Source organism: Methylocaldum sp. GT1TLB, assembly GCF_051027445.1.
Lineage (GTDB): Bacteria > Pseudomonadota > Gammaproteobacteria > Methylococcales > Methylococcaceae > Methylocaldum.
This window is the reverse complement of the sequence record NZ_CP194898.1, coordinates 1,242,259-1,268,237: the sequence shown is the minus strand read 5'-3', so window position 1 is coordinate 1,268,237 and position 25,979 is coordinate 1,242,259. Positions and strand designations below refer to the sequence as shown.

Sequence of the window (25,979 nt, the reverse complement as noted above, 5' to 3'; positions counted from 1 at the left end):
GTTCACCCCAAGTACTTCTAAGTTCAAAGTAAACCGGGACTGGAATCAGCGTGATTTCAGGCCCATTTTTTGGCAGAAATTCGGCCAGCCACGACCGAGTTATTCAACTTTTTCCTTGCCGCAGGTCCCAATCGTAAATACCACCAGGTTGGCAGCCGTTGTCGCACTTGCCTGTAGCGTAGTTATAAATCCCGCCCATGCTATATTCAGACTCATCCCGTTTGTCAAAAGAAACATCTTCTTCAGCATCGTCCAGTGAGCCAAAAACCAGTTGCAGCAGCATCCAGCCACACGCGACGGCCACCGCGCGGACAAACACCGTTGGAGCAAACGTGAGGCGCATTGCCCGAACGGGAATGGTCCAGCGGCCCCACAGCTCTCGCGTGATGACCACATCGGTCGTTACCGTCCGCCAGAATTCGGCCGGACGCTGCCGCGTCAGGCCGTAGGCAGCCACAGTGATCCAAAAAAGGCCAATGGTGAGTAGGATGGTGTTCATCGGCATTCCTTCATGCCGGGGATCAGCGGACGTATAGACATAAAAATCGCACGGCAGTGCCGATGGCGTAAGTTCCAGCGTGAGAGACACCTACAAGCCGTCGATCTCGCTCAATTCATCAAGATGTTGGCCGATAATCGGCCGGCCAATCAGATCAATGGCGTGCTTGGAATTTCGTCCGCCGCATTCAAGCGCGGGCTCCGTGTCATCTGTGAGGTTGGCTGCTGCCGGATCGATTGCTCTCTCGGGCGGAATCATTACCGGGTAATGGGTTGGGGTATCTTCAACGGTCATCGGCGTAGATCTCCTTCAGGCAGGCATTCTAGGCTTCCAATTCCTCCATCCGAGTTATCAAGGATGTGTCCATATCTCCATATTTCGCGCGCCACTTGTAGAACGTCGCCGAACTGACCCCCAACTCCCGGCACAACTCCGGCACCGCTAGCCGGCCTTCTACACGCTTCAACGCTTTCGATCCGGCCTGGGCCTGGCGCAGAAGTTCTCGGAGATCGTGGACGACCGCTTCGAAACAGCCCGCCGCAAGCCAACGCTGGGTCTGCTGATAGACGGCTTCCCAGGGCGGCAGGTCATGCGGTAACAGCCGCCAGGGCGCACCGGCCCGCACCAACCAGCGCAGACCATTGAAGATCTCACGCAGATCGTGCTGGCGTTGGGGCGCGTCCGCCTTCATCAAGATTAAATAAGGCACGACGAACATCCATTCGTCGTCCGACACATCGCTAGGATAAGGTTTACGAGTCATCATGCTCGTAATAACCACTTCTCCAGCAAAAAGTTCATAACACGCTCTAACCCTAAGCCACCGGCTTTCAGCCGGTGATTATTCGAGGCGAGTGGTCAGGAGCTCCTGGATGAAAGGGGATACTCGTTCCAACACCACATTTTCGCTAACGAATCTGCGAAGCAGGCTAAGTCCTTGCTCATCGGCGAACTGGAGTCCGGAAAGGTCAAGGTGCACATGCTCATATGCCGCGCGAGATTCACTCACCGCTGCTTCCAGCGCTGGGTTCCACGGCCCGATTAGCCTACCTTCCACGATCAGGCGAACACGGGTCCTGGAGTCTGCTTGGGCGGTGATTCGAAGCATGAACGCTGCATTTTGTGAGTGATCACGAGGAGAATAGCGAATGTCGTGCCATTTCTTCGCCAAGACGCCGTCCGGCTAGGAACACTTTGGTTAGATGGCCGTGGCACCGGCGATGCAACCGCAAAGCCGCGATTCGTGCAGCGCAATGGGCTTGGTAAATCGTCCTCAACTATTCGAGGAGCCCGCGATAGTTAACGGCGCTCCTGGGTCAAACCGAGCTTTTTCATGCGGTACCGAAGGGTGCTGGGATGTAGGTCAAGAATGTGGGCGGCGCCATTGGGGCCCTCGATTACCCACCCAACCTTTTCAAGCACTGCCAGAATATGTTGCCGTTCGACCGCTTCCAGAGTGGCGCCGCTGGTCACGGCAAACCCTGCGTCAGGGGCAGGGTCGGTAGATCCCGGCAGCATTTCCGCGTCGATTTCTAGGAGTGGCCCATCCGCCAGAATAATGGCGCGCTCGATCACATTCTCCAGTTCGCGAATATTGCCCGGCCAGCGATAAGACTGCAGTCTTTGCAGGGACTTGCTACTGATACCCTCGATTTTCTTACCTATCCGGGGTGCAAACTTCTCGATCAAGAAACGCAGCAGCAGTGGAATGTCCTCTGTTCGCTCTCGAAGGGGCGGCGTGAATACGGGAAACACATTCAGTCGATAATACAGATCGTCGCGGAATGTCTTGTCGGCGACCGCCTTCAGCAGATCGCGGTTGGTTGCGGCGATCACCCTGACATCGACCTTGATCGGCGCTTTCCCGCCTACCCGGTCGAACTCCTGCTCCTGAAGGACTCGCAGCAATTTGACCTGGACTTCCAGCGGGATTTCGCCGATTTCATCCAGAAAAATGGTGCCGCCGTCGGCGAGTTCGAATCGCCCGATGCGCCTGGCGATGGCGCCGGTGAAGGCGCCCTTTTCGTGGCCGAACAACTCGCTCTCCACGAGGCCCGTCGGCAAGGCCGCGCAATTGACTTTGACTAAGGGCTTGTCGCGCCGATGGCTGGCGGAATGAATCGCGCGGGCGATCAGTTCCTTCCCCGTACCCGATTCGCCCTGGATCAGCACCGACGCGTCCGTAGGCGCCACGCGGCGGACGTTGGACAACACCGACTGAATCGCCGCGCTTCTCCCGACGATCTCCTCGAAGTTGTGGTCCGATTTGATTTCCTCCTGCAGATACAGGTTCTGCGCCTTCAGCTGGGCCTGTTCCCGCTCCATCAATACGCGATCAGTGATGTCCAGGAACATGGTACGGGTAAACTGTCCACTGGGGTCCGGCCGCGACCACCACTGAATCCAGATTGGCTGATTGTTGTCCCGACGGCGGAGTTCGAGCACCACGCCGCTGGTATCCGTTCCCCGGCCGATCGACGCGAAGGCCTCTTTCACCCGGCGCTGGGCTTCCGGGGTATTAGGCACGAACGACATACCCAGGGTGCCGGGTACTTGCTCGGGCGTGATGCCGAGTATGCGCATGGCGGTTCGGTTCGCCCGGATGAATCTGGACTGCAAATCTTCGTGGACATAGGCGATCGGCGCTTCATCGAACAGATCGCGGAAACGTTCCTCGCTCTGGCGAAGCTGCTTCAGCAGCCTTATGCGGTCCAGCTCCGCCGCGGCTCTGGCCGCGAAGATCTGGAACGTGAATAACAGCCGTGGTTCCGGCAGCATGGGCCGGTGATCGAAGATCGCCAGATGGCCAAGAATGCCGCCGTCAGCGTCCCGGAGCGGCACACCGAGGTAGCTCTCGACTCCCTCCTCCTTCGGAAACCGTTGCGAGACCCCTGCGGGGTAATGGCATAGCCCACCGCGAAGCACGTCCTCGCAAGGCGTGCCTGCCAGCTCCCATTCTTGGGTTTCGATCCATCGGCCGTTCTTCCAGAATGCCAACGAGCGGACCCGAGTCTCGGAATCGGCGAATTCCGCGACGAAGGCATTGGTGACTCCGGTGGCGAGGCAGAGGTTCCGCACCAGCGCGCGGAAGAACGCCTCCCCCGTGGCATGAGCGGTCCCTTCCACGATGGCGCGCAACGCCGCCAGTTCCAACGCATCGGTCGGTCCTGGCGGTTCTGAGGGGGAGAGTGTCGTAGGCGTGGAATTCTTCGGCATCCGGAAGTAAGGCCCCTGTCATTTCCCAAGGGAGGTACGACCCCAGCTCGATGCGCAGCACCTAAGCCGAGCGACCCAATCTACCTCGCGTAGTACCCGGCTTCAAGGGCCAGTCGATGCCGAAGGCCCAATCATCGCCCGACGGCATCCGGAGCATGCGGATCGCATGTCGATTGGCGAATGAAGACCGCGGTAGCCACCATATCTTGCGACCCCCACCAGATGTTGCGGCTTTCTCTGGAGATCTGCGGCGGTCCTGACCGGTAGCCCTTCTTATCCAGAGCTTTGATTTCTGCGGCTTACACGGGTTAACAGAGGTCGGCACGATTCTTGTGAAGGAAAAAGGGCGATATCCGTTCATCATCCCGATGACGGGAAAGCGCTCGATTCAACCCATTGCAAGAGGAGGGTAGCGACATGTCATTCACAAGATCTATTCGGGCCTGTGGGCTGGGGAGGGCGGTGAAACCCTTCTTATCATCCGACCTGGCCACTGCGTTATTGATGCCACAGCTTACGCTCATCATGCTCTGTTTCACATCGTTCATCCCGGCCATCGGCTTGGCCGATTCGGACGAGCGCCCCGACCATGAACGGAACGATGCCCAGGAAACAGTGTATACCCTGTCTAACGACGCTATCCAGAATGAAGTGCTCGCCTTTCGGCGCTACGGCAACGGCCACATGGAACCGGCAGGTCGTTTTACCACGGGCGGAACGGGAACCGGTTCCGGCCTAGGCAATCAGGGTGCGCTCGCACTGAGTCACAACGAGCACTATTTGTTTGCTGTAAACGCGGGCAGCAACGACGTTTCGGTGTTCCGGGTGAAACGCGACGGTCTAGTGCTCGTCGACCGCGTTGCCGAGGAAGGATCGACCCCAATCAGCATAACCGTTAACCGCAATCGGGTATATGTGGTCAACGCCGGGGACGATTCCATCTACGGTTTCCGGTTCGATCCCCGCGCCGGGAAGCTGCATCCCTTGCCCGGGTCCCATTGGAATCTCAGCGGGGAGGGCACAGCGCCGGCTCAAATCAGTTTCGGCCAGGAGGGCGACGCCTTGGTTGTCACGGAAAAAGTGACCAACAAAATCACCACATTCTCCCTGAGCGAAGACGGCACACCGGCGAACCGCCATGTTATCGATTCAGCCGGAACCACGCCGTTCGGTTTCGCCTTCGGCAAGCGCGAGCAATTCTTTGTCTCCGAGGCCCAGGGTGGTGCTGTCGGCGGGGCAACGGTCTCCTCTTATCAATTGCTGGAGGATGGAAGGGTGCAAGTGATCGATGGAGAAGTTGCGGTCGGTCAAACCGCCGCTTGCTGGCTGGCCATTACACCCAATGGGCGTGTCGCATTCACTGCGGACACGCCTGCCAATGCCATTTCCGCGTTCGCCTTCGACTCTGCGGGGCGCTTGTCGCTGCTGCAAACGAGAGCGGCCGAAGAAAACCGGCCGACCGACCTCGCTGTTTCTACGGATGGCACGGTGTTGTACACCCTCAGCGGCGGCGATCACAGCATTGGCATTTACCGCATCCGCAGGGGCGGTGCGCTCGAGAAACTGGAAAGCCTCGACTCCCTGCCCGCCGGCGTCACCGGACTAGTCGTTCGCTGAAGTGGTTGCTTTTGGTCAGCAAGCAAGCGCTGGGGCTTTCAACCCAGTGCTTGCCGACAGTTGATGACAACAGATTCGAACGAATGCAAGCCGCTCACTAGAGAGTCACGCCATGAAACACCTGTTTACGATCCCGCTTGCCCTGATGGTCGCCGTTCCGGCAATGGCAGACATGTCCGGAGAGACTTACAGTCGCTGGGTCGACGACAAAGGCGAAACCCGTCTGCCGGAAAATTACCGCACGACCTGGACCCACCTTGGATCCTGGGTGGTCGCCGACGAGAAGGCGCCAGGCAAGGGTTTTCATGATGTCTACACGCAACCAGAAGCCGCCGCCTACTATCGCCAGCACGGTCGCTTCCCGGATGGAGCCGTGTTGGTCAAGGAAATCCGCACACTGCAAACCGGGTTCAAGACCACCGGTCCGGCGCAATGGGCCGGGGAAAACGCAGTCTGGTTTGTCATGATCAAGGACGACAAGCGTCGTTTTAAGAACCACCCGCATTGGGCAGAGGGCTGGGGCTGGGCGATGTACGAAGCGAGCAACCCGGCGCTAAATACGTCAAAGAGCTTCACCGAGACCTGTCAGAGCTGTCATATTCCTGCCAGGGCGACGGACTGGGTGTTCGTCGAAGGTTATCCCACCCTGAAGCCTTGAGCTGATTCGTGGAAATCGGGTCATACACACTGCCGGAAGTACGGCTTCTATGCCAACGTGAATCCCGGAGTGGATCATCCGCGCTGGAGCCGGAGGCGCGAGTGGCGCCTCTTCGAGCTCTTCAAGCGCGAGACGCTGATGTTCAACGCTTGCTCTGAAGTGGCGTCCCTTACACCGGCATGGACCTCGGGATCGACTTCTGATGTCTGCGACGTTCAAGCTCTGGCTTTGGCGGCTCGCCGCATGGACGCTCGCATTCGCCATCCAGTGGACGATCGCCAGTAGGCGCGGGCCCATTTCCGCCGAATTCCTCGAGCACTACACGGGCGACTGGACCCTGCGGCTGCTGCTCGTGACGCTGGGATGACGCCGCTGCGCAGGCTCACGGGGTTGACCGAGCCGATTCGCGTACACCGCGCGCTGGGCCTGTGGGCGTACGCCTACCTGTGCCTGGATTTTCCCATCTACCTCGTCTTCGATCTTGAGTTCTCGCTTCGGCAACTCGGAGATGACTTGATCAAGCGCGCCCCCATCACGCTCGGCTTCGCCGCGTGGCTGATGCTGCTGCCGCTCGCGATCACCTCGATAATGGCTGGCAACGCCGCCTCAAGCACGATTGGAAGCCCTTGCACAAGCCGATCTATCCCGCGGCGCTTCTGGACGCGATCGACTATTTGTGGCTGGTCGAGGCCGATACGCAAACACCGGTGATCTATTTTTTTGGATTCCGCTGGTTTTGCCGGCGGTCCGTCTGCCAAAGGCCAGTGTCTTGCGGGCTGCTGATCCAAAGGCGCGTCCGCGTGATGGCCGGACAAGGGATGGGTAGAAGCTGCCGGCGGGATAATTGCCTACCCACAGCGTCCTTGGGTACCACACGAGTGGTGAAATCTCATGCCTGGATTGCACGCGACTTTCGTCTTTTTCACCTCCGCGAACATCACGTTCTCCTTAACCCTTGGATCTCAGTCCTGGAGGCGTGTCTGCACAAAAGACCACAGGGTTGTAGCCGTGAAGTGGACGACCAGAGTGGCCAATCACGCGGGTTGGTACCCATCACCAAGGCTACGCTGGATATGCCCGATCAGGTCCACGAATAGTTGAGGTTTCCCTGCAAATGGCAGTGGGGACGATGGCCGAGAATTATGGCCGTATCTCCGTGTAGTGCATATGTCATGGATTTTATTGGTTGTTTTTACCCTTATCCAATACTGGCACGTTGATTGTTTTAACAGTTTCACGATCCGCCGGAGTTTGGTTCCGGAAGCGATCGCAGCAACCACAACACATCACTGCACTAGGAGACACACCATGAAATCGACCATGCGCTTCCCTAATTCAGTTCCGGCCCAATCCCGTCATCTGGCCCCCCGCCAGCACATCGGAACCCCTGTGTCCTCGCGGATTTCCGCCATTCGCGGCCAGCGCTGGATCAGCGGCACGGCCCTCGCGGCGGCAGTTCTATCCTGTAGCGCTGCCCATGCGGAACCCGCGCCCGCGCGCTACCAGGTCGCTTTCGAGCGGACTTGGAGTTCCAAGACGCATCCAAAGGATTTCCCGTTGCTCGCGCACTTTTCTCCGGTCATCGGCGTAACTCACAACGCCGATTACTCGCCGTTCAAGGCCGGCGGCACAGCATCGCCGGGCGTTGAGCATCTGTGCGAGGAAGGAAAGCACCAGCCGCTTGATGACGAAATCCGCTCGGCCATTGCGGCCGGTGCCGCCGGGGTATTGATCGAAACGCCGGATCCGATACGGGACGTCCCGGGCAAGGCCGTTGCGAATTTTGAGATCAACCCAAGTCATCCAATGGTGTCGATCGGCGCGATGATCGCGCCCAGCCCGGACTGGTGCGGCTTTGCCGCCGACGTCATGCTGATGGAGAACGGCCAATGGGTCGGCAAAAAGTCCGTCACGCTTTACGCCTGGGACACGGGCACGGACTCGGGCACCAGCTATCGGGCTTTCGATAGCGACGCCGAGCCACGCGGAACTGTCCAGCCGAGCGACGCAGCGTATTTCTTGAAAAAGGACGGCAAGCGTAATCCGGTCGGCCAGGTCACCTTTGTCCGTCAGTAGCGCGGTTAACAATTTTCCACACCTGCCCGCCACGTTCACTGCGGCGGGCTACCTGGAGGATACTACCGTGAAAAATTCACTCAGAATCGCGGCCTGTGTGCTTGCCGGCCTGGCCTTTCCGGGCTGCGTGTGGATCTACCCCAGCGAACCGCTGCGCGCCCTGCCCAAGGGCGTGGCGCTGCCTCGCTACGAGGAGATCGCTGTCGACTTCTCGCATCGCTGGAACCGCGAGACATCCCACCACCTCACGGGAGCCGCCGTGCTGGATTTGGACGGCGACGGCCGCGAGGAGATTTTCGTGGGCGGCGGCGCCGGCCAACCGGACGCGCTGCTTGCGCTGCAAGATGGGCGGCTGGTGGACCGCATCGCCGGCACGGGAATTTCGTCTCCGGACCCGAAACCTGCGACCTACGGGTCCTGCGCAATTGATCTCGACGGCGATGGAGACGTGGACTTGATCGTGGCACGCGATGATGGTGTCACACTCTATGTAAACCAGAACCAAAAATTCCAGCCGCAACCCCTGCCGGTCGCATTACCCATCAATTCAGTCCCGCTGGCGATCGCCGTGTCCGATATCGATCATGACGGTGACGGTGACCTCTACATCAGTGATTTCGTCGACCGCCCTCACTTCGTCTCGGCCACGTTCAACGTGCCCGAGCACGCCAAGACGAACCGCCTGCTGCGCAACGACGGCAATCTCCGATTCACGGACATCACGACACCAGTCACCGCCTCGAAGCAGAACACCTTCACCTCGATTTTCGTCGATCTGGATGGCGACGGTTATCAAGACTTGGTCCTCGCGCAAAACACCGGCCAGGTCGAAATCCTGCGCAACCTCCGCGATGGCCGCTTCGAGGCCGTGCCGCTCGCGTCGGGTTATGGCTTCTGGATGGGCGTCGCGGCGGGCGACATGGACGGCGACGGCGACCAGGATCTCGTGTTCTCCAACGTCGGCGATTCGTTCCCTGCTTTTGCTGCCAAAGGCGACCGCCATGATGACCAGCCTTACGCTGGCGGCTGGTTGTTGCTGCGCAACGAGGGCGGGTTCCGCTTCAGCAATGTCACGAAGGCGGCGGGACTCGGAGGACTTGGTTTTGCCTGGGGACCGGTATTCGAGGACGTCAATTTCGACGGGACGCTGGACCTCCTCGTATCCCAAAACTACGTCAAGTGGCCGGTCCACCACCTGTTCAAGTTTCCCGGGAAAGTGCTCCTCGGTGTCGGCACGACGCCGGATTTCTACCCTGCGCCGGTAGCCGAGAACCCTGCGTTCAGCAACTCGCCCGTCATCGCCGATTTCGACGGTGATGGCCGTCCGGACCTGTTCTGGCTCAACAATGACAGCCCGAGCCGGGCCTACTTGAACCGCAGCGACGACAACCGGGTCACGGTGATCCTGCCGGATACCGTTCGCTCGCTTGGCGCCCGCGCGTCGTTGGAAGGCTCGGGGGCCAAATACACCCGCGAGGTCGCTTCTGCTTCGGGGCTGGGCACCGATCAGACCTCAGCTCTTGTTTTTGGCCTGGGTCGAGGCACGCATGCCGAGCGGCTTGTGATCGCATGGGCAGACGGGAGCCAGACGGTCTTCGATCATCCGCCCGTGAACCGGCCGTTCCGGATTGACGGTCCCGTCACAGGCGCTACCTTGGACTCCGAAACCCACTCCGCTGCCAAATCGGCCAAGGGGCATCCGCACTGAAACGAAATCGACTCTCGATCGGTAGCCTGACGTTGCTGCTGTTCCTGCTGGATCGGCGTTTTCGCATTCTGTACCCTGAAGTCAATCTGGTGCGCGCCAGCTTGGTCGGCCTGACTGGATTTGCGTTTCTCGCTCCGCTCTGGCTGCTGCGCCGCCGCCCGTTCGATCCCTTGACCGGCGCATTATCGATTTTTGCATCGGCCTTCCTGAGCGTGCTGCTTATCCAATCCGGGCTCCTCGTTTCAAGGTCCAATATCTCCGGATTCATCCATGTCTTGATCCTCGCGGGGGCTTTTCTGATTTTGGACCGGATCAGCCGACGATTGCGGATTATCCATCGCAGTGACGGGGTCACGTGAGAAAGGTCGGACAATGACACTCGCTTAAATGCGAATTAAGGGCTGTCCGGCCACTGGTTCAACAGGAACGTGGCAGCCGCGAGGCGGCCGAAGACGTGAACGAGGAGTCCCCGCGAGGAGCGGACTTTGCTGGCCGCCTCGATACCGGTTTTCGCCTGAATCCAGTTAAACAGCGCTTCAATGGGTTGGCGAACCCGCGACACGGCCGTGGAATACAACCGGTCGGCGGCATCGAGATGCGCCTGTCCCGGCGTCTTTCGCACCGGCGTGAAGACCGTGAACGGGAGCGAGGTCTGGCGCGACAGGTATTCGTAAGCCTTATCGGCAAACAGATTTCGATAGCCCAGGCTCGGGGCAATCTGTTCGAGCACCGGGCCGTCGTCCAGGTTCGCCGCCGTCAGAGCGATATAGCGGGGCCGGGGTAAGGTGCCCGGCCGCTCATCGCCGATCACGTGGATTTTCACCCCGTGGTAGTAGAGCTTCTTGGTCGGACAATAGCCACTCGCCGCCAGGTCCTTGGCAACCTTGGCGGTATACCGCCGGGCCTGCTGGGCCAGCACCACCTTGAAGGAATCGGCGACCCCGATCGGGGTGGCGGGCGCGCCAGCTGGACTCCAGCGTTCCAACAGCGCGGGAAACACGTCGGCGAGCCGATTCAGGCGCTGGACGAAGCCGCCGTAGCTGGGCAGATGCGGAAACCAGTCGCGCCAATAGCGGTCGGCATGAGTGTAGAGAGTTTTGATTTCGCGCTGCTTCTGCAGGATGCCAAACAGATAGAGGGTGATGACCTCTTCATCCGTAAAGCGCAGATCGGCATACGGTGCGAAGCGTTGGATATGGATCCAGAGCTCGCGGCGATAGAGATCACACACCGTCAGATACACCGTAATAAGTTGAGTTTGCCAGTCCATGGTCGTGTCTCCAAGGGGTGTTGCAGAACCCTCCTCAAGAGACACCAATGGGCTGGCATCTTCTCTCCGTTAGCTCTTAATTCGCGTTTAAGTGAGCCTGCGTTCGACTACAGAACCTCGGATCAAGGAACGATCCAGCGGCTGACGGGTACCAGTGTCTCGTTCCTTTCCACATCAGGCTCGACCAGATAAGCGCCGTTCGATGCGAAGCGCCGGCCGGTGCCGAGGCTCAAATGCGGGTAAACCGACGTGGCTATGGTCGTATCCACTTCATGTTCGATCTTTTCCACGAAATAGTCACGTGAAAAATGATCGACCATATGCATCAACGCGGCTCCCGCCTTGGTCACGGCAAAATAAGTGTTCGCCTGAACGCGTTCGTCGATGAGCTCGAGCTTCCTACGCTTCAGCCACGCCGTGAGTCGCAACAACCGCCGATCAAGCGCCTCCGGTAATTCGAACGGATAAACGAAGCGAATTTTGGTTCTCGAATCGGCCGCAAGGAAGGAGGACGCTTTGTTCGACAGGGTTGAAGAAAGATAGATCCGGTCGGGGGCCAGTACAGACGCGGCCAGGCTCTCCAGGCCGCTCAAATCCGAATCTCGGAGCCAGAGGACGAGCAGAGCAGGCTGCTCGCGTTTCAGAAAAGTGCGCCAAAAATCCGCGGTCGGTTTGGCGGCTGGGTCGAGACCGACATCCCGGACCCTAGCGTTTCCGTTAGCTTTCATCGCCCTCCGAAAGGCGTCGGCGGGGATTCTGCCGGTTTTGTCGTTGCGGAAAATCTGGACGATAGGACCGGGCAGGGATCTCTCGGATGCTTCGCTGAGATGCCTGGCCAGTACGTCCGCCTCGAGGGTCACGCCGCGAGAAAAGTAGAAAGCGTAATAGCCGTTTTCGGAGAAGACGGGAAAGTCCACGTTCGGGAACAGGCAGGGAACTTCGTGCCGCTCGCAAAAATCATGGACCGGCTGCCAAGCCCCCGCCCCGATCCCGCTGAGCAGCGCAAAGACCGGCTGTGTGCGGTAATAGGCCACGAGTTGAGCGCGCCAGGTTTCCGGACGCCCCGTCAACGTCCACAGGTGTAGCCGCCACTTTCGGTAGGCCTTGTATTCACGCTCCATATCCCATGGGGCACGCTCGGCCCGCAGGGTCTCGCGTCGTGTTTCGGCATTCTTGTTCCGAAAGAAAGCCTCCAAGACATCTAGCATTGCCTTTTGTTTCGTCGGCTCCGCATCCTGGGTCGCTACCGTCGCAAAATGAATCGTTTGATCGTTGACTCCGGGAGATGGGGCCGCCGACAGCGTTTTCAAATAAGCGATCAGAGCGTCGGACTCGGTCCGGGTCAACGTATAACGCGGCATGGGCGGGTTGAGTCGGCGTCCCGTCATGTCGATGCCGGTTCGGAGGGCTGTGGCGAGCGTTTCGTCCGTGTACGCGGGGCGGCTCAGTGCGCTTTGAGACCCGGAGCCATGCATCTTCGGGTGAGGGGGGTACGCAGGGTTATAAAGCGAAGGTCCGGTGATCGGCCGCGCGACGGCTTGTCCCTCGCCGGAGCCGAACCCGCTGCGTCCATGGCAACTGACGCACGCGGCGCGGCTCCCCGTCAGCGTCACATCGTCCTGAACCAAGGCACGCAGGGGACGCCCGGAAGGAAGAACTCCTTCGCGATAGATTCGCTTGCCCCATTCGACCATCCCCAAGTTTATCCCAATGGTCTGCGTTGGTGTGGCAGCCGCAGATGCGACACATGAATGGACCGCAAGAAGCGTCAGCAAGCTTCCTTTCATGGCGTCGATCAGGCGGCGTTGCCGTAGCGTGAACATCACTTGGCCGCGACGTTGTCCGGAGCGAGGGTCAAGAAGTGATGGAGCAGGGTGTCGGCGCTCACCAACCCTTCGAAACGGAGCCATCGCGGGTCGTGGGGAAAGCGCATGAACGTCAACGCAGGGTGATAGGTTTTGCCGCCCCGGTAGGCGTCGAAAGCCTTCTGAACGGCGAGAACGCTGGCCGCATCGCCGGTAAGAAAACGCCAATCCGGACCCGCGCCGAACTCTTGGGCATACTGCCTAAGCGCTTCCGGCGTATCGTGCTCCGGATCGATGGAGATCGAAATCAGGCGGAATTTTGCTCGCTGGCGGGTCAGCTGCGCCTGAAGCTTGGACAGGCGCGCCGTGGATATCGGGCAGACCGTCGTGCAGCTGGTGAAGACGAAATCGAGGACGACCGGCCTATCGATATCGAGCTGGGAAGATAAGGAAACGCGCCGGCCGCCCTGATCGACCAGCGTGATTTCCGGAATCACGTACGATAAGCCGGTCTGAAAGGAAATGGAAGCAGCCCTATCGTAAGAGCCCGCATCGCAGGGAGCAAACGCCGTCCCCGCCGTGAGAAGGAGGCAAACCGAAACGAGGCGGCGACAATCTGTTCCGTTCATGTCCTTTGCCTCCTCACCGGGTGACGTTCACCGTAACGGTAGCCGCATTGGATTCGGCGCCCCGGTTGTCGTTGACCGTGTACCTGAAAACCTCCGTGCCCGTGAAGCGCAGCCTCGGCCTGTAGGTGATCGTGCCATCGCCATTGGCGACGGCAGACCCGCCTTTATCGGGTTTCGCGGAGATCGTTACCGTCGCGGGATCGAGGCTGCCGTCCGGATCGGAATCGTTGGCCAGTACGGCAATGAGCTTGCCGGTGTTTCTGCGCGTGGTTGCCGAGTCGTTCGCCGCCACCGGGGGTTTATTGGCGGCCACGGTGATGGATACCGTCGCCGGCGTGCTCGACGATGTGCCGTCATTGGCTCGATAGGTAAAGCCGTCGGTGCCGGTGAAGCCGACGGCCGGCGTATAACTGAAGCTGCCATTGGCATTCAGGTTCAGGCTTCCATGGGCAACGCCGCCGGCCGGAACAGCGTTGAGCGAGTCGCCGTCGGGGTCGCTATCGTTGCCGAGCACGCCGGGCGCGGCGGTCGAGAGGGTCCCGCCCTCGACCGTGCTGTAGGCATCGTTTGACGCGACGGGCGGATCATTAACGTCGGCCACGTTGATCGTAAAGGTCTGAGTCGTGGATAGCCCGCCGAAATCGGCGACCTTCACGGTCACGTTGTTGGCGCCCACTTGATCGGCGTTCGGAATCCAGGAGATAAGCCCCGTCCCGCCATCGATGCTCATGCCCGTCGGCGCGCTGTCGAGCGAAAAAATCAACGTGTCGCCATCGGGGTCGCTGGCCGTTACGGTATAGGTGTATCGTTGCCCTTGGGTGGCCGTCGTCACCGGGGTCGAGGTAATTGCAGGCGCGTGGCCGCCGCCGGGCGGATGATCGAGCAGGTAATCATGCGCGGCCTTGGCATCAATCAGCCCGTAGCCGTAGCTGTTGTCGGCGCCGGACTCGCCCAGGTCTTGGGCGGATTGCCGCAGGGTCGATTCCAGGACCGCTATGCCCGTATTCGGAAACGCTTCGAGCAGCAAGGCCATCGTGCCCGCGGCATGAGCAGCGGCGTAGGACGTGCCGGAGACGGTGGCGTAAATAGGCAGCCCGCCGAACGACAAATCGCTGGTGTTGACGTCGACACCGGGAGCGCTCAATTGAGGATAGATGCCGCCATCGCAGGCCGAAGCCCCACGGCTGCTGAAATTCGCCACGACCGATGTGTCGTCCACCGCACCGCTCGAAAAGGCTTCGGGATTATTGGCCGGACTCACGCTGCTCGAAGAGATCGGACCTTCGTTCCCGGCCGAGAACACGAGGCCGATACCCGCCTCCCTGAAGACCTGGATGTCGTTCGCGAATTCGAGGACACACCGGTCCGTGGTGCCTTGCAAGCCCCACGAGGCAGCGACGACGTCGGGCGCGTCGGACGTATCCGGGTTGCCGTCCGGATCGAGCAGCCACTGAAAGCTCAGGTGGATATCGCTGAATTGCGCCTGTCCGGCATCGTCGAACAGTTTGGCCGCGATCCATTCGGCCCCTGGAGCGACGCCTATGGCCGTGCCGCCGGCGCTCCCTCCGACCATGATGCCCATGGTCTGGGTGCCGTGTCCGTGGCCATCGTAGGGGGTGGCGTGCTCGCCGTGCGGGTCGTACCAACTGTTCGCGCCGCCCCGCCAGCGACTGCCGAGGTCTGGATGATTCGCATCCACTCCGGTATCCATGTTGGCGACCACGATCCCACGTCCGGTGTGCTGCATCGCCCATAGTTCCGGAACATGGATGACGTTTAGGTTCCATTCGGGAGCGGCCTGAGTGCCGGCGCTTGCCGTCGGCGCTTCCAGCGTCTGGTCGAGACTCATGCGCTCGACCTCCGGCCGCCTGGCCACTTCTAGAACCGCTCTCCCTTTGGCGGCAAACGACATCCCGTTGATCAACCAAAGCTGCCGGACGCGCTGAGCCCCCTGGCTTTGCAAAAAGGCTTTCAGCGATTTCTGGCTTTGGTTCGCCTTGGCCTTGAGCGCTTTGGTGATTTTACTTCTGCGGAGCCGTTTGTCCTTGTCCTTGAAGTCGCCTAACTCGACTCGGTCGGACAGTGTAACGATCACGGCGATGGACTCATTCGGCTTTGCCGTTCGCAAGACCGCATCGAGCCGGGGATCGATGGCGCCGGCGTGCGTGACCGGGCCGGCAAAGGTCGCGAGCAGTAGAATCGAGACGGTGCGATTGACTGGTCTGCGGAGATTTGAAACACGCATCGCGATCACTCCACGACCAGATTTTCTGCTCTGAAGTCACCAATCACCACCGTGACTTTATCGCCGGCTTCGATTTGTCTGCCGGGATTCGCGAACAAGGCGAAGTAGGTTCGGTTCTCCAGGGGAGCTGCGCTGGTCTGGCGCAGAAAGCCGACTGTCGGCGCGGTGGGCACCAAAAGCCGGCTGCCGGTCTTCTGATCCACCACGTAGGGGTTAAGCGTCCGGTCAGCCATCGGAGCGGCCTTTCCGGCATCGATGATACGGTAGCGGAAATCGAGCATATTGCCCGCCGCCGAAAGTCTGATGCCCAAGAGCCGGATGCCCCACCGTTTCTCCAGCTCAGTCGGAATCTCTGCAACCGGTTTGAGCCCCCGACCGGCGACCCCCGGCGCGGAATCGCCCGGCCATCGGGCAGCGATGACGGCGGCACAACTCATGACGACCAGCATTCCCGAAGCGAGATAGCCGATCCGATAGCGACGCACAGAAACACGCCCCTGTGTTCTCATGACACTCCTCCCATGAATCATTTCCTACCGCGTGACATTCACCCGAACCGTCGCGACGTTGGACGTTGTGTCCAGGTTGTCCCTGACCGTGTAGGTAAACGCGTCGGTACCCCTGAAATTGAGTCTCGGCGTGTAGGTCACCGTGCCATTGGCGTTGGGTGTTGCCGTGCCGCGCCGGTTGGGCTGGGTCACGATGGTGACCGTGCTCGGGTTGATACTGCCGTCCGGGTCGGTATCGTTGGCGATGACATTGATAAGCACCGTCGTATTCGTTCTGGTGGTCGCCGTATCGTCGCGCGCCAACGGCGCCTGATTGGGATTGACCGTGATCGAGACGGTCGCCGGGGCGCTCGTGCTGTTGGCGGCCCCGCTGCTGTCCCGCGCCTGATAAGCGAACGTCGCCGTACCCGTGAAAGCGGCGGTCGGGGTGTAGGTAAAACCGCCGTTCGTGTTGCCGGTGACCGTGCCGTTCGACGCCGTGCCGAAATTCACCGCCGTGAGCGTATCGCCCGCATCCGGATCGCTGTCGTTAGCCAGCACCCCGGGGGCCGCGATATTCAGCGTTCCACCCTGAATCATGCTGTACGCGTCGTTCCGCGCCAGCGGCGGATCGTTCACGGGGGTCACGCTGATGCTCACCATCGCTACATTGCTGCTTATGCTCCCGCTGATGGCTTTATAGCTGAAGCTGTCGATGCCCGAGGTATCGGCGGTCGGCGTATAGGTGAACGAGCCGTCGGCCGAGAGGCTCAAAGTGCCCTTGCTGGTGGTGCTCACCAGCGCGGCGGCGAGCGGCGATGGCCCGGTATCGTTGCCCAGTACGCCCGGGGCGGCGATCGAAAGAGGCGTATCCTCATTCGTCGTATAGGGTCCGTCGTTAGCGGCAACCGGCGCGCCCGGCGCAGCCGCGCCCACCGTCAGGTAAGCCAGCATGCCGCCGCCGGGCTGCATGCCGTTGGTCAGATTCAGCCTGCGGTCGTAGATCGCATATTGGCCGTCCTGGCCCGGGGTCGGAGTAAGCATGGCGTCCAGCGTCTTGGCGGCGGGCAGCATCGCCGAGTACTGAGTCTTGACATAAGGGTAAGGATGGCCGTCCTCGGCCACCAGTTGCATGTCGAGTCCCTGGAGTACGGGAACATGCGTCTGCAAGCCGGCGTTCAGGAATCGGATCAGAGTCCTTTCTCCCGCTGCCCCGGCTGAAAACGGCGGCGGGCTGTTCGCGTCGTACGGCTCGCCATTGATCAGGAAGTATTTTGGCTTGTAATCGATCGTGCTGGGATAGGCGGGACCGCCATAGGTGCCGCCGGCAACGGCGGCATGCAGCGCCGGGTCGATTTCGCTGTAGAGCAGCATGATTTCGTTGTCGTAGTCGACGTTGGGATAAGCCCGTCCGCCCGCATCGTCTTTTTTCAGCCCCCCGTACAGCCCCATCTGCACCTGCACCTGTGGGTGGGTGCCGCTGTGATAGAGATAAGTCCCCGGCCTGAGATTGGTCCAGCGATAGGTCTTGGTTTCGCCGGCCGAAGTCTGGTCCGTGAACGAACGGACGCGCGGCCTGCCGTTGGCGTCGTTGACCTTGACCGGCGTCATGCTCGCGATTTGCCCCGGTATGATGATCGAGACCGGCTCGGGCAATCCATCGTTCTTTAAGTGAACGGTGAGGGTGCCATCGCCCGGCGGGACCGTCAGCGTCGGTCCCGGCACGGTCGCGGGGTTGCCCGAATCGAATGTTTCGTTGTCGAGCGCGAATCCCCACATGGGTATCGTCGCACCATCCGGCATCATCACGTCGACCGTGTCCGCTCGCAGCCAGTATTCCGCGCCGAACGCCGAACTCCAGGCGATCGCCAGCACCGATAACGGCGGGAGACGCATACCGGATACCAGTTTCCATTTTTTGCTGCTCATGATTTCGTTCCCTCGATCAAGGAATCGGCACGCCGGGTGGCTCGATGATCACCATGGTCATCATCCCCCCCGGGAATATGTCGTCATTGGTAAGCTCCCGCTCGGTATGGGAGTGCCACATGTGGAAATAGCCGGCATTGAGGTTCTTGCCGCCCGCACCGGGAGGCAATATTCCGAACTGTCCCAGATATGGGCTGCCGCTCCAGAATTCGCCAATCGTCACGGCGAGTTGGGGATCCGGCAACGCGACCGGAAGCGGCTTGCCGTGGTCGGGCGCGTATTCGTTCGGCTGCAGGGGATCGCCCGGCTGGTGCCCGTAAATGTCCCAGCCGAGCCCTTTTCCGGTCCATTCGAAGATCGCGTCGTAGGTTTCCCCGGGCGCCGTCGTAATGGTGTAGTCCGAAACCGCGAGATCGGGCCCCGTCCCGGACGCGCTTTCCAGCAGCCTGCCGTCGCGGGCGATCAACCATGAGTTGTTGCCGTGATGATGGAACGGATGGAGGTCGCGGCCGCCATTGATGATGCGAAGCAAGAGTTTTTCGCCGGGATGCATCCTGGGCAAGCAGTTATAAGGCTGCGTCGGTAGCCAGGGCGTTTCGTTGCCCGCTTTCAGCATCGTGTCGGGATTATTGCGTCCGTTAATGAACCAATGCACCGGGTGGTAAGCCGCGGTGTCGATCTCGGACCGACGGCCGGCCTCGACCAGCCTGTGAATGGTCGGATCCATCTCGCTCAGCAGGAACAGGTATTCCTGATCGAAAGCGCTGTCCGGGTGTCCGTAGGCCTGGTTGTTCGAATTGGGCCGAACGATGAGCGCGCCCATCAGCCCCATCTCGACCTCCAGGTCCATCCTGGTGCCGGCGTGATAGAGATAGGTTCCGGGGCGGGATGCGGTGAAGGTGTAGGTCACGACCGCTTCGTTTTCCGGTGTGGCCGGGTTGTCCGCGATATCGGCCTCACGGGTCAACAATCCCTCCTTTCCGCCGCCGGCCGTGACGCCCTCCTGTCCCGGAAACACGATGGACACCGGCAGGGGCGCGTCGGCGCCATGCGGCGGCAGCGCGTTGTGCAGCGTCACGGTGACGACGTCGCCCTGGTTAACGATCAGAGTCGGTCCCGGATATTGCATGGTCCCGTTCCCGTTGGCGTAGCCCCAGGCGAGGATGGTATTGCCGTCGGCGGTGCTGATGTAGTCTTCCTTGGCGGTGAGGTCGAAGGTCGGCCCGGTAATGCCGTCGATCTGGGCGATCGCCGGATGCCCGAAGATGCCGAGCAATAGCGCCACGGAGGCCACGGAGAGTCGTTCGAGTATGCAAGCTGACTGGTTCATGGTCCTGCTCCTAATTGATCACGATCTCGGTCATCATCCCGCCGTAATCCTCGGTGTTGTTGCTCAAATAATTGAGATTGGTGGTGTAGAGGAAGTAGGTTCCGGGTGCGATTCCGCGAGTATCGATCAGAACGTCAACGGCCTCGCCCCCGCCCAAGGTGATGGAGCTGGTATCGTAGTAGAGCGTCTTGCCGGTCGGACCGCGCAGGATGTGGGCGCCGGTTCCCACCACGGTCATCGGGAGCCCCAGCGCCGCCACGGTGTAGAAATTGGTGACATTGAGATTGGAGATGCGCAGCAGGATGCGTTGCCCGGCGCTCGCCGTGACCAGCGAGGAAACCTTCTGCGACTGATTCCCGTTGTTGGCGCTTTCCCCGGTTTCCGGATCGATGGGCGTCGGCAACTGGGCAGGGTTGACGGTGTCCGGATAGCCGCGCCCGTTGATCATGGGATAGGTGTCCTTCATGTTTGCGAAAGGCAGCGGCTGTATTTTCAGGTGGAGATCGTGGAAGACGGGGTCGAATGAACCGAGTTGCAGCGGAAATTCCACGTCGTACCCGGTCGAGCCGTCGCCGTCGTTGTAGACGAATTTGGTGTAAGTCTTTCCGTCGTAGGTCTTGGAAGTGCCGTCCTGGCTCGGGTGCACGTATAGATTGCCGAGCATCCCCATCTGCATGTGTTCCGCCGCCTCGACGTGACAGTGATAGATGAAGGTGCCGGGTTCCACGATGTTGTAGTAGTAGGTGAGCGATTCGCCCTGGTTGACGGCGATCGAGCCTTCGGGAACGCCGTCGAACACGGACGCGGCATTGGGAAACCCGTGGAAATGGACGGAATGGGGATCGAACAGGTCGGGGCGTATCGCCAGGGCAACGTTGGTGAGCGTGAGGTAAAACTCGTCGCCTTCCCTTAGCGAGATGGTCGGTGCCGGAAAATTTGCCGCCAGCAGCCCGGTATCGATCACTTGGTCGGACGGGACGCCGGTCACGTCGCTGAAGCCGAAAATGTATTGCAGTTTCTCGATGTCGTCGCCCATCCGGATGAAGCCGTCACCGGCCGCGAGATGTTTGCATACGGCGCGAGGATGATTGGGATCGGGATTGTCTATGACCGCGTCGCCGTTGATGTCGCCCGGACACTGGACGTACACGCCCGCGTGGGATGTATGCGTTAGGGCACAGGCGATCGAGGCTGCCAGCAGCCTCACGGGCATGCGAAGATCGGACGTATCCATGATTGCCTCCTCCATGGGGTCTGGGTGTGCCGCCGGGCGTCCGCCCGGCGGGATTGGCGAGCTGAATCAGGGCAGGTGATAGTCCCCGAAGGGTTCGCCCGTGGCCGGATTGAACAGGGTCAGCGGACCGAAGTGCACATCGATGAAGTTGCCGCCTTCGTCGAAGGCCGGTGCCGTGGCCAAGGCCGTCGTGACTTCCGGTTGCTGGATCGTCTGTCCGGGCGAACTGTTGAAGTACGAGGCCAGGAAGCCCGGATTGTTGGTGTTATTGGGAGTGAGGAGACCTCCGGGATAGCTGCATCCCTCCGGTCCGCTGAGCGAGGTCAGCGTGCTGGCCCGCGGATTCAGACAGGCCGTGCTGGCCGTTCCGAGGACCGCCAGATCGTGGAATACCGCCCCGGTGACGCCATCCGCCTCCACCGCCGGTCTCAGGCCGAAGCTGGCCGGGTCGGTGCTATTGTCGATCTCCCAGAAGAACGATCGGTTCCGCCACACGATATTGTTCAGGAGATCCGGATTGGAGAAGACACCGTACTGATTCCTGGTCAGAGCACCGAACGCGGCCGCTAGCGCGGTGCTGTGGGCACGCGAGACGATTCCGGCCGGTTGCGCGTTGGACCGGTTCGGACTGCCCGGACTGAAGGCCTCGCCGGCCGTCGCGGTGCTGTCGTTGTGGGCGATCGTGTTGTGGAAAATTTCGATCCGGGCAGTATCCTGCATCGAAATTCCGCCGCCCGCCAGTCCGGCGATGTTGTCCACGATCCGATTATTTCGGATTTGTATTTGGTACCATCTGCCGGCGTTATTTCTTGCCGCCAGAACATCCGCGCCATTGACGAAAAGGGTCCGGATGCCGCCGCCGTCGCCCGCGCCGGCCATATTGCCCTGGATCAGGTTTTCGTCCACGGTCACGTTACCCGCGCCGGCGCTCAGTTCGCCCGCGGCCAGGGCGGGCAGCCCGCCGATGAAGATGCCGCCGCCGGAAGCGTTCTGTCCCTGATTGAAGGTTTGGTTGAAAACGATGGTGTTCCGGGCGATCAACCCATTATCCACCAGCCTCGAACTGCTGAGTCCCAAATGCGCGATGCCGCCGCCGTCTCCGGTGGAGAAGTTGCCGCACACGAAGTTGTCGGTCACCTCATAGTTTCGCGATCCCGTGGCGACGGTGATTCCACCCGCGCCAAGACCGCCGCTGGCGCCGTTTTCGACCACCTGGTTGTGGTGGATGCGGACGTCATAGTTCTCGTTGTCGGTATAGGTGGTGCCGTTGATTAATTGCGGGTTCCCGATGCGGATTCCGCCGCCGTAGATGCCGTTATTGCCGATGATGCGGTTGTTGCTGATCTCCAGATAGCGGGCATAGCCGTTGACGAATATTCCGCCGCTGTGGTCCGCACCGGTGATGGTGAAGCCGTCGATGCGCGCCCTTTGAGCCGCGGGGCCCGAGGCAAATTCGCCGACGTTGGCCACCACGGTAATGCCCGCGCCTTCCTCGGTGTTGAACAGTATCGGCTCGTTGTCCTGGGGATCCGGCGGACCGGCTTCCTGTCCCGGCAGCAGACTGAACTGGTTCGTGTCGAGAAGCTCGGCGAGCTTGTTTCTCCAGTTTTGCAATTTCTCGGACGGGAACTTGGCCGCGTTGATGATGGTTGACCCGGCTCCCCAGCCCTGGAGGCGAACCTTCTTGTGCATGATCGGCAGTTCGTCGTATTCGCCGGGAGCGACCGTGATCAGCGCGCCGTTCGGGGCCGTGTCGATCGCCGCCTGGATGGACTGTCCGGCGTTCACGACGATCGGGGCCGCCCCGCCGACGGTGACGGTGACGCCGGTCACGGAGAATGCGCCGCCGTTGGCGCGGGTAACGACCAATTCCCCGGTTGTCGTACCTTGCGGGACCCGTACGACGATCTGATCGTCGGTCCAACTGCAAGCCGGCGTACAGTTCGTGAAGGACAGGATCGTGTTGCCGATCCGTACGGAGCCCTGTGCATCGCCGAAACCGTAGTCGCGCACGATGGTTTTCGCGTTGGTGCCGTCATAGGCCGGATTCGGCACTTCGACCAAGCCCATCGAGCGGATGATCAGATACCGTCGGTTATTCCCCGTGTTGCTGATTGGCGTGGGTACGTAAGGGCCGACGTTGGCGGTGCCGGTCACCGAATAGATCATGGGCGTGCGAATGGGCTGCTCGCAATCGAGCGGAAACTTGTCCTGCGAAGCGAACGCGGCGATGGGTAGCACCGGGGTATCCAGATAAGTGGTCTTGCCCGGCATGTACTGGAAGGTGTAGCAGAACTGGCTGTACCTCGGGTTGTAGTAGGGGTCCAATGTGTGTCCGCCGGGATTGTTCGGATCCGGCATGGTTGGCGAGTTCATGCACGCCGTCAGCATGTTCGGCGCCACCCCCGAGGGTATGGGCGGATTGATGGTGAACGTGGAGGGCACCAGGGCGTTGAACCGGCCCCACTGGTCCGCGTGCACGCGGTTGATCTCGCGGCCGGTCCAGTCGCGAATCGAGACCGGAAGGTAGGGTGGGGCATATTTCTCGCCGAACGTTGGCGCGTTCGGGTCGAACTCGTTCGACAGATCATCCAGTATCATGCCGACCATATGCCCCGCAATCGGTACTTCGGTGAACATGAAAAAATCCGCCGCCGCATTCTGGCCCTGAGCGACGCGAACCTGCTTGCGATCACATAGAGGCCGTGTCTGCCCGGCGTAGGCTCCGGGCACGCCCGGAAACAGACTCAGCTCGGCCGGTACCAGGTGCGGGTCGCCGACGCACACCGGCGGCAGAAGCAAGGGGCTGGGCGTGTATTCGTCGCCGAAGTCGACGTTCTTGTCCTCTTCCTTCTGATGCTCGTAGCCGGGCGGAGTGACCGCCTCGATGATATAGGTGCCGGCCGCCAGCTCGGGTTTTCCGGCAGGGCCGCCGAAGGCATAGCCGCCATCGAACAGGGCGGGCCGCACCTGGTTGAAGTTGCGGAGACCGTCGTAGCAGTCGGTCGGCTGGCCTGTGGACGAGAGGAAAATATCGCCCTGGCAGCCGGCAGGCAGGTTGTCGTCCCAGCTGTCGGTGGTGGTGAAATCGACCGCGTCGCCCAAATCGAAAGTCCCGTTGGAATTACGGTCGATGTCTTCAGGCCCTTTGGCCGCGTTGCCTTCACTCCAGCCGAACGGATAGTTGTCTACGTCGGCCAGCACGAAGGTTCCGGGCGCGCCGAGGGCGGAACAGTCGGGCTTATCGATGACGCCGTCGTCGTTGCAGTCCCGGTAGAGATTGACCTGCACCCTCGGAATGCCCGGCTCCCAGTTCTCGGCCGCGGCATAACGCGGATCATCCTCGGCACGAGTGGTCGGATAATGGACAATGCCGCTCACGCCGCCGTTTTCTCCGATCGGATAGACTTGTTTGCCCCAGTCGATCACGCTGGTCTGGCCGAGAAAGCCTTGTATGCCTTCCAGCAGCACCGGTCCGGCTTCCGTGCGCGAGAGATTGTGGCCGGTGTTCGGATTCACGAGTTCGTTGCCTACTGTGCACCCGGTTTCAAAGGCGTCGGCGGCGGTGCAGAACTGCGGTTGAGGATTGAGCTTGCCCCGCGCTTCGGTACTGGCCGGTATCGCTCCTCCGGCGTCGACCGTGACGGTGGCGCCGGTCGCCTTGAAGCGGGCGAAATCCACTTCCGCGACTAGCCAGTTGAAGAAGGGAAAGATTTCCTCGAAGCCGTACGAACCGTCCGCTTTTGTGGGGAAGGACTGGTAAATGCTGCCGTCGCGGAAGCGGAGGTTAACGGCCTGGTCCGGCATGCCGACTTCGCCGTCGTCGCGATAACCGTTGCCGTTGGCGTCGTAGAACACACTGCCTTCCAGTCGGGAAAACCAGTCGAACACCGGCACTTCCACGAGGTCGCAGCTTCCGTCCGGGGTATTGCAGCTACCGTCGCCGTTCACCGTGACGCCGTGCGAAGCGAAGATGATATCCAGAGCCTCGTCCCAGACCACCAACTGATAATTGCCGGGCGGGACATTGGGAATGGAGAAGCTGCTGTCGGCATTGCAGGGTTGAGCGAAGATGGCTTGGCCTTCGCCGACGGCGAGGTCGTTCAGGCCCACCCAGCAGTTGGGAAAGGGGTGTCCGTTGTAGAACGGGAATTCCGGCGGACGCGAGGTGTGCAGATTGACCACCCGACCGCTAATGGTGCTGCCGCCGGTGAGCACCGTCGTATCGTTGATCTTGTTGACGAAGCCGATGAAGACATGGTGCCCCGGCGGCCCGAATTCAGTGAAGAAGGGCGGTTCATTCGCCTTGACCCAGGCATCGATCCCTTTTGTGCCCTCGATCGTGCTTGTCTGGTGCCAGTCGGAACCGGTCGGCGGTATGGCAAAGAGGGTGTACTTGGCGGGCACCAGATTCTTGATGAGGGCCACACCGTTGGCATCGGTCTGGATGACGCCGAGCGGGTTTCCGAACGCATCCTGGGTGACCTCGCCTCCGGACTGGCCATAGGTTCCGCCTGCTTCGTAGACCTTGATCGTGAAGCCGGCCAGTCCCTGTTCTTCGGGCAGGTCGGGGGCGTTGTTGATGGGGCGGTTATCGTTGAAGACGAACACCGAAATCTGCGCGGTGGGTATCGGCGACCGATTGACGTAAACGGTTACCGCGGACTGGCCCGGCGCTATCGGAGCGCCCCCTATGGTGTAACCGGGATTGGTGGCAGCGGAATCCGGGAGTACGGAAACGAAGTAGCGCTTGCTAGGGTTCAGAGGAATGTTCGACGCATTGTCCTGGTTGCCTTTGGCCACCAGCGGCATATAACTGGTATGGAAGCCGAGCGCGAGGCTCGTTCCCGGCTCGGCGGGCACGCCCGGTTGAGAAACCTTGGTGGCGTCCTCCTCGATCAGCCAGCGGAAACTGCCTACCGGACTTCCATCGGAACCGACCACGGTGATGTCGACCGCCTGGACATCGAGATGAACGGAAAGCCCGAGCACCAAAGCAAGAAAAAGCACACAGCGCTTTGCGCTTTTGATCGACGCGTCACGACACGAAACTCGAGCGTTCATAATCCTCCTCCTTGTGAGCGCGATGTCTTTTTTTGGGGGCGAGCGCCAGCGCGACGACCCTTCGCTCGGCGTCCTTACCTGGCGTTGGAACTAGCGTACTGAAAGGAGGATGAGTAAGAACTACAGCGGATACTGTATTCGGTAGCTCGTCGATACTGTAGTCTGAATGAGCAGATAGGGTAGAGGCCGGTGCGGGAGATGCGCCAAGAGC

19 protein-coding genes and 3 pseudogenes are annotated in these 25,979 nt (G+C 60.6%); 8 read left to right on the top strand and 14 right to left on the bottom strand.

The window, feature by feature from the left end:
- Positions 1-103: 103 nt before the first annotated feature.
- From ACR2R1_RS05510 to ACR2R1_RS05490, 5 genes and pseudogenes are all read right to left on the bottom strand, one after another.
- Positions 104-499, bottom strand: a complete 396-nt coding sequence (locus tag ACR2R1_RS05510; protein WP_077732162.1) for a hypothetical protein — start codon at positions 497-499, stop codon at positions 104-106.
- A 90-nt stretch (positions 500-589) separates the two neighbouring features.
- A complete protein-coding gene (locus ACR2R1_RS05505) occupies positions 590-793 on the bottom strand; it encodes a hypothetical protein (RefSeq protein ID WP_434113018.1) in 204 nt (67 codons plus the stop codon).
- 31 nt (positions 794-824) lie between these two features.
- Positions 825-995: pseudogene (locus tag ACR2R1_RS05500) on the bottom strand (transposase); the annotation flags it as partial.
- Positions 984-1,262: pseudogene (locus tag ACR2R1_RS05495) on the bottom strand (transposase); the annotation flags it as partial. The pseudogenes ACR2R1_RS05495 and ACR2R1_RS05500, both read right to left, overlap by 12 nt.
- A 536-nt stretch (positions 1,263-1,798) precedes the next feature.
- Positions 1,799-3,715, bottom strand: coding sequence for a sigma 54-interacting transcriptional regulator (locus ACR2R1_RS05490; RefSeq protein WP_077732159.1), 1,917 nt, complete (start codon positions 3,713-3,715; stop codon positions 1,799-1,801).
- 417 nt (positions 3,716-4,132) lie between these two features.
- Here ACR2R1_RS05490 and ACR2R1_RS05485 point away from each other — a divergent pair, with 417 nt between their 5' ends.
- The 8 genes and pseudogenes from ACR2R1_RS05485 (at position 4,133) to ACR2R1_RS05450 (ending at position 10,133) form a co-directional block, all read left to right on the top strand.
- The gene (locus ACR2R1_RS05485; protein ID WP_240502631.1) at positions 4,133-5,332 is read left to right on the top strand and encodes a lactonase family protein; all 1,200 of its coding nucleotides are present in this window, start codon (positions 4,133-4,135) and stop codon (positions 5,330-5,332) included.
- 112 nt (positions 5,333-5,444) lie between these two features.
- Positions 5,445-5,990: a cytochrome P460 family protein gene (locus ACR2R1_RS05480; protein ID WP_077732158.1), complete on the top strand. Its 546-nt coding sequence runs from the start codon at positions 5,445-5,447 to the stop codon at positions 5,988-5,990.
- 36 nt (positions 5,991-6,026) lie between these two features.
- Positions 6,027-6,149 (top strand): annotated as a pseudogene (locus tag ACR2R1_RS05475) (protein-methionine-sulfoxide reductase catalytic subunit MsrP); the annotation flags it as partial.
- Between the two features lie 43 nt (positions 6,150-6,192).
- Positions 6,193-6,357 carry a hypothetical protein gene (locus tag ACR2R1_RS05470; protein ID WP_205780863.1) on the top strand — a complete coding sequence of 55 codons (165 nt, stop codon included), beginning with the start codon at positions 6,193-6,195 and terminating at the stop codon, positions 6,355-6,357.
- A complete protein-coding gene (locus ACR2R1_RS05465; protein WP_077732157.1) occupies positions 6,354-6,701 on the top strand; it encodes a ferric reductase-like transmembrane domain-containing protein in 348 nt (115 codons plus the stop codon). The genes ACR2R1_RS05470 and ACR2R1_RS05465 overlap by 4 nt, the downstream gene beginning before the upstream one ends.
- Positions 6,702-7,157: 456 nt before the next feature.
- Entirely contained in the window at positions 7,158-8,066 is a 909-nt protein-coding gene (locus ACR2R1_RS05460) for a spondin domain-containing protein (protein WP_434113014.1), read from the top strand.
- A 67-nt stretch (positions 8,067-8,133) separates the two neighbouring features.
- A complete protein-coding gene (locus tag ACR2R1_RS05455; protein WP_434113012.1) occupies positions 8,134-9,774 on the top strand; it encodes a CRTAC1 family protein in 1,641 nt (546 codons plus the stop codon).
- A 32-nt stretch (positions 9,775-9,806) separates the two neighbouring features.
- Positions 9,807-10,133 carry a hypothetical protein gene (locus ACR2R1_RS05450; RefSeq protein ID WP_086132892.1) on the top strand — a complete coding sequence of 109 codons (327 nt, stop codon included), beginning with the start codon at positions 9,807-9,809 and terminating at the stop codon, positions 10,131-10,133.
- Positions 10,134-10,168: 35 nt separating this feature from the next.
- On the opposite strand, the gene ACR2R1_RS05445 is transcribed toward ACR2R1_RS05450, so the two are convergent.
- From ACR2R1_RS05445 to ACR2R1_RS05405, 9 genes are all read right to left on the bottom strand, one after another.
- Positions 10,169-11,044 (bottom strand): transposase, encoded by an 876-nt coding sequence (locus ACR2R1_RS05445; protein WP_434113010.1) that lies wholly within the window; start codon positions 11,042-11,044, stop codon positions 10,169-10,171.
- Between the two features lie 122 nt (positions 11,045-11,166).
- Positions 11,167-12,867, bottom strand: coding sequence for a c-type cytochrome (locus ACR2R1_RS05440; RefSeq protein ID WP_434113008.1), 1,701 nt, complete (start codon positions 12,865-12,867; stop codon positions 11,167-11,169).
- Positions 12,867-13,478: an SCO family protein gene (locus ACR2R1_RS05435; RefSeq protein WP_434113006.1), complete on the bottom strand. Its 612-nt coding sequence runs from the start codon at positions 13,476-13,478 to the stop codon at positions 12,867-12,869. The genes ACR2R1_RS05440 and ACR2R1_RS05435 overlap by 1 nt, the downstream gene beginning before the upstream one ends.
- Before the next feature lie 13 nt (positions 13,479-13,491).
- Entirely contained in the window at positions 13,492-15,723 is a 2,232-nt protein-coding gene (locus ACR2R1_RS05430) for an Ig-like domain-containing protein (protein ID WP_434113004.1), read from the bottom strand.
- A 5-nt stretch (positions 15,724-15,728) separates the two neighbouring features.
- On the bottom strand, positions 15,729-16,232 hold the full coding sequence (locus ACR2R1_RS05425; RefSeq protein ID WP_139840968.1) for a hypothetical protein: 504 nt from the start codon (positions 16,230-16,232) through the stop codon (positions 15,729-15,731).
- Positions 16,233-16,256: 24 nt separating this feature from the next.
- The gene (locus ACR2R1_RS05420; protein ID WP_434113002.1) at positions 16,257-18,140 is read right to left on the bottom strand and encodes an Ig-like domain-containing protein; all 1,884 of its coding nucleotides are present in this window, start codon (positions 18,138-18,140) and stop codon (positions 16,257-16,259) included.
- A 16-nt stretch (positions 18,141-18,156) separates the two neighbouring features.
- Positions 18,157-19,470: a multicopper oxidase domain-containing protein gene (locus tag ACR2R1_RS05415; protein ID WP_086132898.1), complete on the bottom strand. Its 1,314-nt coding sequence runs from the start codon at positions 19,468-19,470 to the stop codon at positions 18,157-18,159.
- Between the two features lie 10 nt (positions 19,471-19,480).
- Positions 19,481-20,704, bottom strand: a complete 1,224-nt coding sequence (locus ACR2R1_RS05410) for a multicopper oxidase domain-containing protein (RefSeq protein WP_168183691.1) — start codon at positions 20,702-20,704, stop codon at positions 19,481-19,483.
- Between the two features lie 66 nt (positions 20,705-20,770).
- A complete protein-coding gene (locus ACR2R1_RS05405) occupies positions 20,771-25,768 on the bottom strand; it encodes a hypothetical protein (RefSeq protein WP_434112999.1) in 4,998 nt (1,665 codons plus the stop codon).
- Positions 25,769-25,979 lie beyond the last annotated feature (211 nt).

Coding starts and splice junctions, on each gene's coding strand:
- ACR2R1_RS05510 (WP_077732162.1), bottom strand. CDS start 499: ATGAACACCATCCTACTCACCATTGGCCTTTTTTGGATCACTGTGGCT.
- ACR2R1_RS05505 (WP_434113018.1), bottom strand. CDS start 793: ATGACCGTTGAAGATACCCCAACCCATTACCCGGTAATGATTCCGCCC.
- ACR2R1_RS05490 (WP_077732159.1), bottom strand. CDS start 3,715: ATGCCGAAGAATTCCACGCCTACGACACTCTCCCCCTCAGAACCGCCA.
- ACR2R1_RS05485 (WP_240502631.1), top strand. CDS start 4,133: ATGTCATTCACAAGATCTATTCGGGCCTGTGGGCTGGGGAGGGCGGTG.
- ACR2R1_RS05480 (WP_077732158.1), top strand. CDS start 5,445: ATGAAACACCTGTTTACGATCCCGCTTGCCCTGATGGTCGCCGTTCCG.
- ACR2R1_RS05470 (WP_205780863.1), top strand. CDS start 6,193: ATGTCTGCGACGTTCAAGCTCTGGCTTTGGCGGCTCGCCGCATGGACG.
- ACR2R1_RS05465 (WP_077732157.1), top strand. CDS start 6,354: ATGACGCCGCTGCGCAGGCTCACGGGGTTGACCGAGCCGATTCGCGTA.
- ACR2R1_RS05460 (WP_434113014.1), top strand. CDS start 7,158: ATGTCATGGATTTTATTGGTTGTTTTTACCCTTATCCAATACTGGCAC.
- ACR2R1_RS05445 (WP_434113010.1), bottom strand. CDS start 11,044: ATGGACTGGCAAACTCAACTTATTACGGTGTATCTGACGGTGTGTGAT.
- ACR2R1_RS05440 (WP_434113008.1), bottom strand. CDS start 12,867: ATGTTCACGCTACGGCAACGCCGCCTGATCGACGCCATGAAAGGAAGC.
- ACR2R1_RS05435 (WP_434113006.1), bottom strand. CDS start 13,478: ATGAACGGAACAGATTGTCGCCGCCTCGTTTCGGTTTGCCTCCTTCTC.
- ACR2R1_RS05430 (WP_434113004.1), bottom strand. CDS start 15,723: ATGCGTGTTTCAAATCTCCGCAGACCAGTCAATCGCACCGTCTCGATT.
- ACR2R1_RS05425 (WP_139840968.1), bottom strand. CDS start 16,232: ATGAGAACACAGGGGCGTGTTTCTGTGCGTCGCTATCGGATCGGCTAT.
- ACR2R1_RS05420 (WP_434113002.1), bottom strand. CDS start 18,140: ATGAGCAGCAAAAAATGGAAACTGGTATCCGGTATGCGTCTCCCGCCG.
- ACR2R1_RS05415 (WP_086132898.1), bottom strand. CDS start 19,470: ATGAACCAGTCAGCTTGCATACTCGAACGACTCTCCGTGGCCTCCGTG.
- ACR2R1_RS05410 (WP_168183691.1), bottom strand. CDS start 20,704: ATGGATACGTCCGATCTTCGCATGCCCGTGAGGCTGCTGGCAGCCTCG.
- ACR2R1_RS05405 (WP_434112999.1), bottom strand. CDS start 25,768: ATGAACGCTCGAGTTTCGTGTCGTGACGCGTCGATCAAAAGCGCAAAG.